This is a genomic window from Mycolicibacterium sp. 624, from assembly GCF_040548615.1.
Classification (GTDB): domain Bacteria; phylum Actinomycetota; class Actinomycetes; order Mycobacteriales; family Mycobacteriaceae; genus Mycobacterium.
This window is the reverse complement of record NZ_JBEPRZ010000002.1, coordinates 96,462-110,970: the sequence shown is the minus strand read 5'-3', so window position 1 is coordinate 110,970 and position 14,509 is coordinate 96,462. Positions and strand designations below refer to the sequence as shown.

At 64.1% G+C, this 14,509-nt stretch carries 11 protein-coding genes; 3 read left to right on the top strand and 8 right to left on the bottom strand.

Annotated elements, in window-relative coordinates; translation table 11 throughout:
• Window positions 1-18 precede the first annotated feature (18 nt).
• From ABIA65_RS07660 to ABIA65_RS07650, 3 genes are all read left to right on the top strand, one after another.
• On the top strand, window positions 19-1,311 hold the full coding sequence (locus ABIA65_RS07660) for a helix-turn-helix domain-containing protein (RefSeq protein WP_241403877.1): 1,293 nt from the start codon (window positions 19-21) through the stop codon (window positions 1,309-1,311).
• A complete protein-coding gene (locus tag ABIA65_RS07655) occupies window positions 1,308-2,459 on the top strand; it encodes an adenylate/guanylate cyclase domain-containing protein (protein WP_241403878.1) in 1,152 nt (383 codons plus the stop codon). Before ABIA65_RS07660 ends, ABIA65_RS07655 begins: the two co-directional genes overlap by 4 nt.
• A 205-nt stretch (window positions 2,460-2,664) precedes the next feature.
• The gene (locus ABIA65_RS07650; protein WP_241403879.1) at window positions 2,665-3,429 is read left to right on the top strand and encodes a hypothetical protein; all 765 of its coding nucleotides are present in this window, start codon (window positions 2,665-2,667) and stop codon (window positions 3,427-3,429) included.
• A 27-nt stretch (window positions 3,430-3,456) separates the two neighbouring features.
• Here the strand turns inward: ABIA65_RS07650 and ABIA65_RS07645 are convergent, their stop codons facing one another.
• From ABIA65_RS07645 to ABIA65_RS07610, 8 genes are all read right to left on the bottom strand, one after another.
• On the bottom strand, window positions 3,457-4,722 hold the full coding sequence (locus ABIA65_RS07645; RefSeq protein ID WP_241403880.1) for a glycoside hydrolase family 71 protein: 1,266 nt from the start codon (window positions 4,720-4,722) through the stop codon (window positions 3,457-3,459).
• 315 nt (window positions 4,723-5,037) lie between these two features.
• The gene (locus ABIA65_RS07640; protein WP_354523158.1) at window positions 5,038-6,273 is read right to left on the bottom strand and encodes a Wzz/FepE/Etk N-terminal domain-containing protein; all 1,236 of its coding nucleotides are present in this window, start codon (window positions 6,271-6,273) and stop codon (window positions 5,038-5,040) included.
• Between the two features lie 61 nt (window positions 6,274-6,334).
• A complete protein-coding gene (locus tag ABIA65_RS07635; RefSeq protein WP_241403882.1) occupies window positions 6,335-7,642 on the bottom strand; it encodes a hypothetical protein in 1,308 nt (435 codons plus the stop codon).
• The gene (locus tag ABIA65_RS07630; RefSeq protein WP_241403883.1) at window positions 7,639-8,400 is read right to left on the bottom strand and encodes an SGNH/GDSL hydrolase family protein; all 762 of its coding nucleotides are present in this window, start codon (window positions 8,398-8,400) and stop codon (window positions 7,639-7,641) included. The genes ABIA65_RS07635 and ABIA65_RS07630 overlap by 4 nt, the downstream gene beginning before the upstream one ends.
• Window positions 8,387-11,269 (bottom strand): MATE family efflux transporter, encoded by a 2,883-nt coding sequence (locus ABIA65_RS07625; protein ID WP_241403884.1) that lies wholly within the window; start codon window positions 11,267-11,269, stop codon window positions 8,387-8,389. Before ABIA65_RS07625 ends, ABIA65_RS07630 begins: the two co-directional genes overlap by 14 nt.
• Complete coding sequence (locus ABIA65_RS07620) at window positions 11,245-12,054, bottom strand: hypothetical protein (RefSeq protein ID WP_354523157.1); 810 nt, start codon at window positions 12,052-12,054, stop codon at window positions 11,245-11,247. The genes ABIA65_RS07625 and ABIA65_RS07620 overlap by 25 nt, the downstream gene beginning before the upstream one ends.
• Complete coding sequence (locus ABIA65_RS07615) at window positions 12,051-13,196, bottom strand: glycosyltransferase (RefSeq protein WP_241403886.1); 1,146 nt, start codon at window positions 13,194-13,196, stop codon at window positions 12,051-12,053. Before ABIA65_RS07615 ends, ABIA65_RS07620 begins: the two co-directional genes overlap by 4 nt.
• Window positions 13,193-14,506, bottom strand: a complete 1,314-nt coding sequence (locus ABIA65_RS07610; RefSeq protein WP_241403887.1) for a hypothetical protein — start codon at window positions 14,504-14,506, stop codon at window positions 13,193-13,195. The genes ABIA65_RS07615 and ABIA65_RS07610 overlap by 4 nt, the downstream gene beginning before the upstream one ends.
• Between the last annotated feature and the right edge of the window lie 3 nt (window positions 14,507-14,509).

Here is a 14,509-nt window from a genome sequence, read left to right as displayed (position 1 = left end):
GGAGCACAATCGACGGTGATGTCTTCCTCGGCTTCACCCAGTGGGCCAGAACCCGCCGTCGCGGCGGGCGATGATCCGCGCAGCTACGCCATGCTGCTGTCGGAGGTCTACGACGCCACAATGGCAGGCAACCGTGGGCCCGCTCGACCACGCGATGTCATCGCCGATTCGTGGAATCGGCTGCTGGGCAAGGGTATCGATCCGGAACACCACCACCCGCCCGACGTCGACTCCAGCGGTCTGGATGCGCTGCGGCAGGCGTCCGGGCTATTCGCGGTGCTCGACGACGTCTCACGCGGCCTGGATTCGGTGATCGAGGGCGGTGACAACATCCTGGTCGTCGCCGACGCTCGCGGCCGGGTGCTGTGGCGGTACGGCTCACCCCGCGTGCTCGGCAACGCCGACAGGCTCGGCTTCGTCGAGGGCGCGCAGTGGAGCGAGGGTGCTGTGGGTACCAATGCCATCGGCACGGCACTGGCGTCACATCGCGCGGTGCAGGTGTTCTCCGCAGAGCACTTTCTGCGCAGTCATCACGCGTGGACGTGCGCAGGGGCCCCGATCAAGGACCCCCGTACGGGTCAGGTGGTCGGTGTCGTCGACGTGTCCGGCCCGGCAGCGACGGTGCATCCCACCACGATCGCACTGGTCGACCTGGTCGCCCGGCTGGCGGAGTCTCAACTGCGAGAGGTGCACGACCGCACACTCAACCTACTGCGGACTATCGCGGCACCGATCCTCGCGCGCGTCGGCAGGCCTGCGCTGGCGGTCGATCAGGACGGCTGGGTGGCGGCGGTGGACTCGCTACCGCCGCACCGGCGGATTCTGTTGCCCGACAACGGGGTACCGGGGCGCACCTGGATACCGTCGCTGGGAGCGTGTGACGTGGAGTCGCTTCCGGGCGGCTGGTTGGTCCGTCTGGCTCACGACGCCGACGATGCGCCGTTACCGTCAACCATCACACTCGACCTGCGCGAGGGCACAGCCCTGGACGTCGTGGGGCAATTCGGGAGTTGGCGCCGCGACATCTCGCCGCGCCACGCGGAGATCCTGCACGTGCTGGCCACGCACCGACAGGGCCGCTCCGCGCAGGAATTGGCGGACGACCTCTACGGCGACCGCTCGCGGGTGGTCACCGTCCGCGCCGAGATGTCGCGGCTGCGCCGCCAGTTCGTCGGGCTGGTACTGGGCAAGCCCTATCGCTTTCCGGCCACGGCCATCGTCGACGTGGTCTATCCGCACGACATGACGACATTCCTTCCGACGTCGACCGCACCGGCTATCCGTGCCGCGCGGTATACGTTGACTCGGTGACCGAAGAGTTCGACATCGAAGAGTTCGACGTCGAGGCCTCGGGCCTGCTCGACGGACTCGAGGGCAGGGCACGCGAGGAACGCGCCGAGCTCATTCCGTGGCTGCTCGAACGTGGCGTGACGGTTGCACAGATCCGAGACTCCTATCAGCCCATGCTGCTGGCGTCGCGCCGCATCCTCGGTGAGGACGGCACCATGATGTCGGCCCGGCAGATCAGCGCGGAAACGGGCGTCGACCTCGACCTTCTGGAGCGGATACAACGCGCGAGCGGTTTGGCGGGGGTGGAGGATCCGGACGCTGCAGTGCACATGCGCGTCGACGGTGAGTCCGCGCTGTATGCAAAGAAGTTCATCGATCTCGGCTTTAGCCCGGATCAGATCGTGCTGGTCGTTCAAGTGGTCACCGAGGGCCTGGCCCGAGCGGCCGACGTCATGCGATATGCAGCCCTGGCCGCGGTGATGGAACCAGGTGCCACCGAACTCGATGTGGCGAAGCGGTCGGAAGCCCTGATGCTCGAGACGGAGCCCCTGCTCGGTCCCATGATCACCGACATGCTGCGCCTTCAGCTGTTGCACGTCATGGAGACCGAGGCCGTCAACGCCTCCGAGCGAGCTGAGGGAATCCCACTGCCCGGCGCAAGGGAGGTGACTATCGCCTTCGCCGACCTGGTCGGTTTCACCCGCTTGGGCGAGGTGGTTCCACCCGAGGATCTGGAGAAGCTGGCACATCAGCTCACCGACCTGGCCCGTGAGGTCGCGGTGCCGCCGGTGCGCTACGTCAAGAGCATCGGCGACGAGGTCATGCTCGTCAGTAGCGACCCAGTGGCGATGGTCGACGCACTGCTCGACCTCGTCGACGCCACCGAGGCCATTGAGGGCTTTCCACGATTGCGCACGGGAGTCGCGACAGGCCTCGCGGTGAGTCGCGCCGGTGACTGGTACGGCGGATCGGTCAACCTCGCCGCGAGGGTGACGACGGCGTCGCGACCGGGGGCGATCCTGGTGGCCGAGTCGACGCGAGATGCTGTCGCCGGGTTGGGCTCGGACGAGCGGTTCGTGTGGTCGTTCGCGGGCGCGCGTCACCTCAAGGGCATCAAGGACGACGTGAAGCTGTTCCGAGTGCGCCGGGCGGAGCGAACCCGCAACTGACGCAGGCGTGTCGGCACGGCCCAAGAGTCGCTACACACGCCGAGGCGAGGGTCAAGGCCTAGGATGAGAGGATCGCAGGTAACCCGGGGTTTCCTGCCGAAACGGCGCGGGGTTCGCCATAATTCTCTATGGGTGGCTGCGCACCGGCAATGCGGACGCACAACGGCTCGCGGGGAGGGCCCGGCACGGTGGCGGGAGGCCGACTGTGACATCAAAAGTGCTGCGAGGCATCGCATCCGCAGTGCTGTTGCTTGGCCTGCTGACCACCGGGTGTGCGCCATCGGCATCGTCGGTCGACTACACCAATCTGTACCAGGACTACACCACCAAGCCGAACGGCCAGCATCCCTCGGTTTTCGACTCCGGTCAGGAGGCGACTCTCACATACACCCCGAACGAGGCGGCCCGCCCGACCATTTACGGGGGCAGGTCCGTCATTGACTACAGCGGTGCGGGGAAGGCAGCGGGATACGCGTCTGGTCAGCTCAGCGCCAACGCCGCATACATCGAGGCCGACTGGAACTTCAGTTCATCGGGGACAACCGACGGCGGTCAGTTGGCCCTGTGCTCATTCGCGAGCCCAATGCGGTCCGGTTTCCTTGCCGACACCCCTGTGCCAGACAGTCCAGCCCACGTCGTCTTCTTGAACGACCATTTCGAGTATGGCGTGTGGCGGAACGACCATCTCACTGTTATCGCAAATGTCGCCTACGGACGAACTTTCACGACCGAGACTCAGCACGTGGCCGTCTACGTCCGCAAGGACCTTGGTGAAGCATGGGTCCTGGCGCCGACCGGCATAGTCTACGGCCCGTACTCGCATCCCTTGATCAGCGAGACGGACGCCTCGTATGTCGCTGCTGAGCAGTTCTACGACAACGCCAACACCGATAGGCGGGTGGAGATTCAAAGGTGGCGTGCATCAACCACGCCCGCCGACGTCCAGCTGCCCGCCGGCCCCACCCCGTGACGGACAAGACATCACCCCGTCAGGTGGCTACCGTAAACCTCCCACCAGTCGGTATTGGAGGTCCTGGATGAACGGGTGGCTGACCACTTGGACATCCGACTGCGTCGAGGCCACCACAGTGCCGTCGCGTGTCATCGTCACCGTGAAGGATCCCGGGCGCAACGGTGCCACGCATATTCCGCGGCCGACGGCCGCGGCACACGACGTCATCTGATCGCCGGCGGCGATGTCGATTCGGCTGGGAGCGGTGGCAAAACTGACCACTTCGATGGCATCCCGCGGTTCGGTGGTGTCGGGGACCTGGCGCATCAGCAGTGTCTCGGGAAATGCCGGGGGAGCTGCGACGGGCTGGATTCGGTAGGAGACATAAAGCGCATCGCGTGCGATTCTGGGCGGCTTACCGCGCTTGAATGTGGCGATGTCGTAGGCGTTGAGGTCGAGCATTCGCCATCCGTGGGCGACCGATGGAGCCATCGCCGTCGACTCCGCGTAGTCGTTCCAGGTGATCAGCTGAACCCATTCGGCCCCGTAGCCGTTCGCAAGCTGCCACGCCATTCGATTGGTCATCCCGTTCAACGACTCTTCGAAGGTACCGCTGCGTGGCCTGCTGTCCTGAAAGGGGATGGCCTGCATCCATATCTTTCCGCGAAGGTGCGCTTGTCTGATCAGATCGCCCGGCGAGCCAGGGGTGTGATCTGACAGCGTCATTCCGCGAGGGCTTCTGCCGCCCCAAGCGGAGAACCCGTAGGAGATCGAGTCGTACGCAGCGATATTGCCCGACACGTTGACAAATACGGGGACGAACGCAATCTGGGTGTGCAAGTTGGCAGCCAGGGCTCCCAGCACCGCGGCCCACCACTCCGGCGGTCGGCGCTCCGCCGCGAACGCGCTGAGCACCGGAGTGCCGTTCGCAAGCCGATATGCCGCGGGCGAAGCGAGATACGCGGAGAAGTCCGCGACGAACTCCTCAACGGAGACGTCGAACAGAGGACCAGATACATCCGCGGTGATGAGGATATCGAAGTTGGCGTCTCGGGCAGCGGCCGTCAGGAGATTGTCCACGATGTCAGACTGTGCGCGCGGTTTGATGACGTCTATCGCGAATCCGTCTATGCCCACTGATCTGGCTTGGCCTATCTCGGTGGTGAAATCCGCGATCTGCCAATCGGGTTGATCGATGTGCCTGCGGGGCAGGGGCCGATCTCGGAGCAATCCGCCGTAGCTGGCGTGAATTCCCCCTTCCCCTTCTGGGGAGAGATATTGGCGCTGATAGTAGTCGTTGTCCCCATTCATATTGTCGATTGATATGGGGAAGTTCGGCACATAGTGTGCGAACACTTTGCGGCGTGTCGGACCGCTGGGCAGGTCGAAAGGCAGGTACGCGGTCACGGTACGTTCGGTGCGTGCCCCCCCTTCTTGTGTATTGGAATGGGGGGGATAGAGACTGGCGGCCACGAATGTCGTCACGAGAGCGAGGATTGCGGTGAACCGTCCGGCGATTCCTCTCACGTCCGGAAGCTCCGTCGGTCTGTTGCCGTCATGTCGGTCATCCAACGTTCCCCAATGTGTCCGTGACACCCTGGCCGACGGGCCTGGGCGACTTCACCTCTACAAGTAGCGGCCGTCCACGGTCGTGGAGTCGTGCGCGAAGTTGACGACCACCCCGAGGACAGGAGTGCCGATAACCCTTGTACCGTCGGCAATCTCGGTCAACGAACGGGCTGTCGCACCGGCGTCGACCACCTGGACGATGACGTCTGCGGCACCTACCAGGACCTGGGCCTCAACGGATTCCGAGAAGGCTGGCGAGTCTACGATGACGATGTCGGCGCCCTCCCTCGCGGCATCCAGGCGGTAGTCGAAGGCCTCGGCGGTGAGCAGGGGTGCGAGGCTGAGGGTTGTGGTCATGACGGAACCGGCGTACTCCCGCTGTGACCTCGACACTTCGCTCTCCGGCCCGAACTGCAGCTGCGCAACGGATTTTCCACGTTCGGCAAACGCGCGACCGAGCGTTCTCGCGACCATGCTCGCGCCATCCCCACGGTGCGGGGCGACCACCGCCAACACTGGCGGCTTGCTCAGGTCGGGGAGACGCTGCAGAACCGAATCGACATTGACGCTCAGGCGCAATGCGGCCTGCCTGAACCTCTCGTCGGCATCGAAAACCGCTTCCACATCGTCATTCCGGGCCAACGCCTTGTTGCGCGTGAACTGGCCGATCACCGGGCTTCCGGTGATTGCCTCCACTTCGCGACGTGACCGCACCTTGGTGTCAAAGCGTTCGAGGAGCCAGATCAGTGAGAGGGCCACGACCAGGGCGCTGACCACCGCAGCAGTGATGATCAGCCACAACGGAATTGCAGTCGATACCACGGTGGCCGGATTCGCCCGGGTCACCACCTGAACCAAAGGCGGGATGTCGGGGTTGTTGTCGATGTACTCGAGCTTCGCCACATAGGAATTGAGCACATCGCCGTAGGCGTTGGCGATGTTCACCGCCCGTTCCGGACTCCCATCCGTCACCGAAACCACCATCAGAACCGTGTCCTTGACCGTCGACGCGGATACCTGACTGACCAACTGCTGAGGGGTCAGCGTCAGACCCAGCCGGTCGATGACGCGTTGAGCGAGATCGTCGCTCTTGAACATCTTCGAGTACGTCAGAACACGCTGCCGTGAGAAGAGGTCGCCCTGGTATGCGCCAGCTGACGTCTTGACATCGGGTGCCCGCAGGAAGAGTTGGGTCGAAGCCGTGTACTCCGCGTGGGCAGTGACGTTGTAGGCACTGGCCCCGACCAACGCCACGACCAGGCAGACGGCGACGACCAACCAGCGTCGACGCATTACGATCCACCATCGCTTCAGAAGTTCCATTGCTCCTCCGGACTATCGATTCGTACGCCGACTACAACCTGTCGGCTAGGCCACTGTGTACAAGGGCAGGCGTCGCCACGATGATCCGCCCGAGGTAACGTGCCTGACCTAACCGCAACAGCCGCTCTGCCTCTCGCACTTCGGAACTCGACGTTCCCGGAGCATCGGTCACCAGCACCGTCGCGCTGCCCGTACCCGTGAGATCGATCGCATCGATCGATTCCAATACCGCCGGTGCGATGACGAGGACCTCCTGTGTGGCCGCCAGTTCATCGAGGACTGCCCTTAGTGCATCCCAACGCGGGTGCGCGGCAGACTCTTTCGACCCTCCAAACGGCATCCAACCGAAGTCCCCGACATCGTCGAACACGATCGCGTCCTCGAGCGCACACCGGCCGGCGGCGACGTCCAGAAGGCCCGGATGGCCTGCCGTGCCAACGTCCACCGAGGAGTCGGCTACGACGACGACGGGCTGCCGACCCCGGGTGATCGACATGACCGCTGCGAGTCGCCGCGCGGCCAGCGTCACGGCCGGCGTACCACGGGGTGCGACGAAGACCAACGGTGCCCAGGCATCGTCGCGCAGTCTGTTGATCTGGAAATCGACAAATCCCGCATCGGCGTCGACCAGATCGGTGTTCGCCTCATCCGCTGACAGGATCCCGAGAACGTTGTCGGCGTCATCCGCGGATCCCACGAGTTCGGCGACTGCCTTGCCTTCCCGCATCGACACATAGGTCAATCCGGCCAGGAGTCCGAGGAGTAATCCTGATCCGATGTAGAGCACTGTCCGCGGTGACACTGGGCGGGTGGGAACAGAGGCCGATTCCACCAGCAACGGCTGGACCGGTGAAACCCGTGTGTAAGGCGGTCGCTCGACTTCCTTGATGGTGGCTATCAGCTGACGTGCCGTCTCGTCGGCGATCAGGGCCGCTGTCGTCGGAGACTGATCGTTCGCCTGTACCTCCACAATGACCGTGTCCGGTATCACGTGTGTGGTCACCCTCCGGCTCAGGTCCTGTGCCGAGATCCCCAGGCCCAGACGTTCGCTCACCGGCCCGGTGATGAACGGGGTATCGACCAGTCGCGCGTAGCTCGCCACCCGCTGCTGGGTGAACTCGTCGCCATAGGCCAGTACGGCGCCACCGATATTCGGATCCGCGATGGCTGTTGAATCGTTCCAGTACGGCGCCACGATCATCAGGCGGGCGCTTGCCTGATACTCCGTCGGCAGGAAGAAGCTCATGACGCTGGCGACGGCACCCCCGAGCAAGGCCCAGCACAGCAGTGCCAGAGAATTACGTCGGGCGATGGCGAGAAGGGTTCCGATGCTTCTCATTTCACCAACCCCATTGTCCTCATGCTGTCGAATATTCGACTTGCGTAGTATTCGTTGCCCACGGCATTGAGATGCACACCATCGGTCCAGAACAAGGGCTCGAGATCCCTCCCGCGATACCAACCCTCCGCGACCGGATCGATGACGTACGCGTTCACTTCCTCGGCGCTACGCCTCATTCCCGCGGAAACGGCGGCGTAGTTTGACGCTTCCTGTGCTGCGACGTAGGACGGCAGCATCACAATGATCTTCGCCTTGGGCCATGTGGCACGGACCTTCTTTATGTACTCGTCGGCAGCGGGGATGACGTCCGCGGGCGGCAACCCGAGATCGTTACGGCCGCCGTCGATCAGAACGACGTCCACGTCATACAGCTGCCCGTCTCGGGCAAGACGGTCGATGAAGGGGGTGCGGCCTGCCTTGACACCGCCCGCCACGTTGACGAATCCCGTTCCCCCCTCGGCGTCCAGGGTGAGGCTCCAGCCAAGTCGGTCGCCGAGAAGATACGGGTACGGGCGGAATGTCGGGTCGCCGGTGCCGCCGGCAAACGAGTCACCGACAATGAGCAGTGTCGGCTTGTAATCGAACATCGACCCGAGCGCGGACACCGTGGATTCAGGCGCCTGCCCATGCGTGGACACATCGTTGCGGTGCCATTGCGCGTATCCAACACCTACGGTCAATGCGAGCAGGACGAGCGTGAACAGCACCAATGACGCGCGCCCGAGGCCCGCCGACTCGCTCCTAGACCCGAACATGGTTCTCCTTGGCCGGATTGAGCAGTTCGAAGGCAGGGGGATCGTCGGGCGCTCGGGCGATACCGTCGCGTATCTCTGAACTCGCGGGGGATTTTCGTAGGAAGGCTGCGAACACCACTATGAAGAACAGATACGAGGCCGCTTGCAGCAGCGACCCGCGCAACAGGATCATCATGTAGAAGGGCAGCACGCAGCTGAGCAGAGCCGGCATGCCGACTGTGTTGAACTGTCGCTCGATGCCGGTGTCAATCCGATGCAGCCACCAGCCCAGGCCGAACATCCCGAGTACGAGCAAGACCCAGCCGCCGTTCAAATAGAACTCTATCCAGAGCGGTGCCGAGAGATTCGTGAACGGGTAACCACGCACATTGGCGATGAGAATCCCTGAATCGACCGGTTTGTCACTCCAGAAGGCCCTCGGAACGGCGAACAAGAACACGCCGAGCATCTGCCTGCCGGGAGATATGCCGTTCCGCTCCGCCACTAGATACCCATTGACCAACTGTCCGAACGAGTCGTAGTCAGGAGATATCAACGCTTCAATCGGATTGGCCGCCTTGAAGTTTGCTTCCCGCCCGTATCGAAATGCGTCTGCCAGCGGGAAGATCACGAGGAGACCCAGTAGGAAGGACACCGCCATGACTCGGAATCTGGTTCTGGTCGCCGCCAGTCCCAACGCCGTCGCCGCGCCCAAGATTGCCGTACCGGACAGGTATCGGGCATTCGATATCGGGTTCATGCTGTTGGCCAGTAGTGCTCCGATCAACAGGATGAGAACGAGGTTCAGCCGGAGCGTACCTGCCGACGCGGGGAACCCCATCTCGTTGGCGCGCTTCAGTTCTCGGCGAAACCTAACCAGCGCAACAAAGGCCATCAGCAGTGCCATGTACGAGCAGCCACGGACCATGGCACCCGGCGTGCCGGGTTTCCATATCGCGTCGTACACTGCGAAAGACTCGTCACGGCTCTGAGCGAACTGGATCCACCCGACCTTCGACAAGTAGTAGACGTTCAACACGACTGCGAAGGCCACCAGTATGAGCAGGCGCGTGCCATCGATGGTGAACATGCGCGACATGTGACGTGCTTGCTTGGCGAGCCCAGCGGCCTTTCCGCGAAGCAACATCGCGTTATCGGCCAGAGCCCCGAGCAGAAACGCGCAACAGCCGACGATCGCGATCAGGGACCCCACCGCTATCAAGGTGTGATCCATTCTGGCAATGGTGGTCGGGAAGATGTCCATACGAAGCTGCGCCAGGGGTGCGAGGCCCAGAAATGCGTAAGCGAAGGCCCAGTACATCATTTCGAAGAGTCGACGCTCGCCGGTGCCGATCAACCAGGCGAACCGGACGCCGGCGACGACGATCACCGGCAGTGACCACATCCACAGTCCGTTGTCCGGCACTCCCGTGTACCTGATGATCGCCACCGGGCCGAACACGACCAGTATGGCGCTGGTCCACAGTGCCAGAAGTCCGTTGGAGGTGTGCACACGCGACGCCAGGCGTGCGGCGACGGTGTTCGGTAGCTGACGTCGAGCGACCGAATTCACCCTGAGCGTCAACACCTGTCGTTTCGGGTCGATCGGCCGGCGTACGCGCGGCGATCGGTCGATCACGTCGTCGTCGCTGGCCCACGGGCGGAACCACAGCATGGCCATCGTCGCGACGAATGCCGTCGCGGCGACCATGCCAAGCGCAACACCGGATGCCGTGCGAAACGCGACTGCGGCTCCAAGTGAGGTCAGCAGCATCACCGCGACGTAACCGACCTTCAGCCGAAGCGCATCACGACTGCGGTTGAAGGTACGCAGGTAGATGGCGACTGCGATCGCCCAGCCACCGATGGCGTACTCGCACGCGATGATCGGCACGATCTGTTGTGTCGCGGCGAACGTTGCACCGAGCAGGAACTCTCCCCAGCGCAGCGGCAGGAAGTACAGAACGACACCCAACGTCACGGCGGCCAACGACATCGCCGCCGTGATGCGAACCAAGATTCGCCACACCTGCTCCGGCCGCATCGTCAGGCGAGTGCCCTCGGATATCACGATCAGTGGCACGGCACTGGCAAGGATGGCCACGGGCGCCAGTACCGCCGTCGCGCCCCGAACCGCGGCAGTGACTGCCGGACTGAGCACCAGGGTCACGAACAGCAACACCGCGAACACGGTGACCTGCTCCAGTCCCGCCTCGGTGCCATAGCGGACGCGATGTCGCCAACCGTCGGCCATCCATTCGCGGTAGCCCGCGAGCCTCGGGCTGACCCGGACGTTGACGAGCATGCCGACCAGCGCGACGAGCGCAAGTAAACCCCATGCGCACACCAGGAAACTGGCGGTGATGTGCGGCAGCTTCAGCCAGGTACCCACCAGCAGAAGAACCGAGCCGGCGGACCACACACCGTCCCATATCGCTGCGATGTACGAGCGACCCTCTGCAATGGCGATATAGCGCAACACATCCTGGACGAGGACCACCGGGGTGGCCAACAAGAGAAGCAGCGCTTCGGTGCGCACCGAAGAACCGGCGACAGTGACCATCAGAACTCCGACGACTGGCGCGATGATCAACGCCGTCGTCACCGCGTACCCACCTTCCCGACGGACATCGGTGGTGGATTTCGCCGAACTGAGGAGGAGCGGCGTACCCAGCGCCCCGCGCTGGACGCCGATGGCTGCTGCAAGCAGCGTCATCACCAGGCCGATTCGCCCAAAGTCGGCAACCGACGTCACAACCGCGATCGCATAGATGATCAAACCGTTGCTCAGGCTAGAGAAGACTTGATCGATTCCGCCAGCAAGCGCCCGCGCCTTGCTGAACGTCGACGGCCGCTCCATGTCGGCTACCCGCCCGCCGCCGACGCCCATACCTTCTCCAAGGCGGGCAGCGAATCCGTCAACCCGTGGTTGGCGAACAGTTCGAAATTCGCGTAGCTTCCTTGCCACTCCGATATCCGCGGATCCGAGACGTTCCGATGAACGTTCTGCGGTAGATCCAAGGTGACCTCGGAACCGCTGATAGTGATCTGGACCTCGTACGCCGTGTTCCCGTCCTCGGCCAGCGGCTCCGGAAAGTCGCCCGCGGCAATGACATCCAGAGGGTCTCCCTCAGCGTGCGTCACGCTGAGGTTCCAGTTCGCGGGCGTTAACACAAAGTGCACCGGCAGCGGACGGATCGTGGGTGGGAAGTTGGTGTCGACGCCGCGGGACACCAACAACACCACAGCTCCCTTGGTGCCGCCACCCGGCCGGAACACGAATCGGGCACCCAACGATCGCACTGGCGCACGCAGATCCGGTGTACTGAAGAATCCCGCGGCAGTCTCCTCAGCTGTGGGCTGATAGGTGAGCCGGCCGTCGACGATGCGGGGGCGGGCGCCCGGGTCATTCGGGGTACCGGCGACCCGCGCCGGCTCACCGCCGTTGAACCGTTCCGGTGCGGGCCCGTCGGGCATGCCCGCGAACGTGGCCTCGACGCTGATCCCCTGCGCGGCAGGGGGAGCGTTTCCTCGAACGAAGCCCCACCACAGCGCGCCCGTCACCACAACGGCGAGCAACACAGCCAACGCAACCTGCAGGCCCAGCCGAAGTGGCCCGCGGGTGGTCCGTGGGCTCGTGTGGGTCCTGTGGGTGTGGGTCGTCCGGGTACTCATGTCGTCCTCTGCAGCGTGATCGATTCGTATACGTCTTCGAGTCTCTGGCGCACTGGCGCCATGCCGTACGTCTCGCGAACCGCCACCCGCCCGGCCTCACCCTGGGTTCCGGCGGACACGGGATCAGCGAGCAAGCCCGCGATCGCGTCCGCGTAGTCGTGCGAGCTGCCCGCGACAACCGCGCCGCAACCACCCCGTTCCACGAAGTCGGCGAGCCCCCCGTCGGCGTTGATCACCACCGGCACGGATTCAGCGAGTGCCTCGATGATTGTCATCCCGAACGGTTCACGGACGGCGGGAAGCACGTACACGGATGCCGCCCTCATACGTTCGGCCGTATTCCCCGGAGCCACCGCAGGTTCCCGGCGCAGGCGTGACTCGTCGATACCGTCGGCGCGTGCCTCGGCGATGATCCGGTCGACCGCCACTTCCCCCCCTTCGGGTGGACCCACGAGGGCAAACTGGGCGTCGATACCACTGCGCAGCAGCTCGACTGCCGCCGCGGCGAAGACCTCTGGACGTTTCCGCTTGTGCAGACGCGCGAGGAACAGCACCTCGGGGGGCTGTACCCGTTTGTCGGGGTTGGCGCCAGCTGTCACCGGCACACCATTCTCAAGCGGCTCCAGACGCAACCCCGGCCCGCCGATGACGCTGAGTTCAGCGCGTTCCGCATCGTTCAGGTAGAAGACGGCGCCGGCCGATCTGAGCACTTTCCTCGTCCACAGTGCATCAATGGGCGTCGCAAGCGGGTGCGAACCGGTGACGATCATTCCGTGCGTCTGCACCACGATGGGTAGTCCGAGTCGCAGTGCGGTCAGCGCCGCTGGAATTGTGACCAGGTCGCGCGCCAGGTGTACGTGCATGACGTCGTACTCGGATCCGTGGGACTTGAGCCAGCCGACCATCGCGGGTGTCCAGGTCGCGGCGTAACCCACCCGTGGTAGCACCTGACGAGCCGGAAACAGCTGGGCCGGCGTGCCATCGATCTGTTGGGGTGGAACGGCGTAGCCGCGCGTTCCGGCCAGCAGGGTTGCCTCATGGCCTGCCTCCAGCAGAGCGGCACACTGATTGAGTGCGACCCGCGCCGGACCACCATAGGCGCCATCGGGCGAAACGAGCGTGAGCACTTGCAGGACCCTCATAGTGCGATCGCCTCCACGATGTCCGACCGAGGATCACTGCGGTCGCAAGCGACGACCGCGGGGTTGAGTGCGGTTTCAAGCGCACGCCGCAAGGTATCCCGATCGATCAACCCCGGCGGCTGGGTCGCGGTGACCTGAACCTGTCCGGCGGCACTGACCCACAACGCGATCGTCAGACTTCGCGTGGTCCCGGGCGGCAACGCGACCGCCAGCACGCCCGCCTCGGGCCTGGTGAAGTCGAGCTTCGACGTAGACGGAATCTTGGAGATATCCGAGTACGTCACCTCCACCAATCCAGATTCGGCCGGTGTGCCCACGAGCCACCATTTCGGGGATGGCCGCACGCCGAGGGCGAGGGCGATCCGTCCGAGACCCAGATGCGCCGCGGTCTTAACCAGCGGCCATCCCGAACTGGTGCGTACGCGGAACTGATCGCTGAATTCGTCGAACGTCATGTTCCTGCCGGCGGCCACCTTGGTGATGGTGCACAGGTTCGCCAGGGTTTCGACCCCGCGGGGAAGCCGCCGACGCAGGTCGATCAGCACGTCGACGTCGTCGGCGACGGGGATGCCCGCGGCGCGGAGAGCGCGGTGGATCGAGAAGATGACGACCGAGGTGAGCGACGCTCCGGCATGACGAGCGTCCCGCCATGCCCTGACATCTCTCACGAATCCGGGCTTGCTCACCACATGAATCGCCTCGTAGCCACGAACCGTGGCCGTGTGGCCATGCTGAGTCTTGAAGTTGTGAAACATCTTGCGGGCCTTGTGGACCACCGCGGTGAACGTCGACTGCGCGAACTCAAGTGTGAGCGGTCCCCGGTGCTCGCTGTTGCGCGCAAAGGTCACCAAGGCAGTGCGGAGGGGACGGTCGATGAGCGCGGGATTTGGCACCGGCTCCACGAAACCCCTAGGGGCGTTTCGCGCGGTGATCGCGGCAAGCATCTCCATCATCACGTGGGAGTCGCCGATGCCGTGGTCGAAACACACGCAGACATACGCGCCCACCTGGACCAGCGAGATCGGCGCCGGTGCGGGACGGCCCAGAACCCGCTCCAAAATCTGTTCTGGTGTCCGTGCCCCTGCCAGATCCGCCTTCAAGAGCGCACCCGGTTTGTCCGTGCACTCCCACAACCGCCCGGAGGTTGCCGGAATGAGGCCGACCCGAAGACGTGGACCATTGGCGGCCATTCGGGCCAGCACGTCTGTGAACTGACATTCAACGTCGTCGGCCACCGGGCCCGCGACCACCCACACCGGATCGCCGGCCATCGCGAGATCCAGTGACCCGACACGCACTGTATTCGTCATCGC

What these genes read in the sequence shown, in the direction of transcription:
- ABIA65_RS07630 (WP_241403883.1), bottom strand. Translation starts at nt 8,400, where the DNA reads ATGTTCGGGTCTAGGAGCGAGTCGGCGGGCCTCGGGCGCGCGTCATTG.
- ABIA65_RS07620 (WP_354523157.1), bottom strand. Translation starts at nt 12,054, where the DNA reads ATGAGTACCCGGACGACCCACACCCACAGGACCCACACGAGCCCACGG.
- ABIA65_RS07635 (WP_241403882.1), bottom strand. Translation starts at nt 7,642, where the DNA reads ATGAGAAGCATCGGAACCCTTCTCGCCATCGCCCGACGTAATTCTCTG.
- ABIA65_RS07660 (WP_241403877.1), top strand. Translation starts at nt 19, where the DNA reads ATGTCTTCCTCGGCTTCACCCAGTGGGCCAGAACCCGCCGTCGCGGCG.
- ABIA65_RS07615 (WP_241403886.1), bottom strand. Translation starts at nt 13,196, where the DNA reads ATGAGGGTCCTGCAAGTGCTCACGCTCGTTTCGCCCGATGGCGCCTAT.
- ABIA65_RS07645 (WP_241403880.1), bottom strand. Translation starts at nt 4,722, where the DNA reads ATGAATGGGGACAACGACTACTATCAGCGCCAATATCTCTCCCCAGAA.
- ABIA65_RS07610 (WP_241403887.1), bottom strand. Translation starts at nt 14,506, where the DNA reads ATGACGAATACAGTGCGTGTCGGGTCACTGGATCTCGCGATGGCCGGC.
- ABIA65_RS07640 (WP_354523158.1), bottom strand. Translation starts at nt 6,273, where the DNA reads ATGCGTCGACGCTGGTTGGTCGTCGCCGTCTGCCTGGTCGTGGCGTTG.
- ABIA65_RS07625 (WP_241403884.1), bottom strand. Translation starts at nt 11,269, where the DNA reads ATGGGCGTCGGCGGCGGGCGGGTAGCCGACATGGAGCGGCCGTCGACG.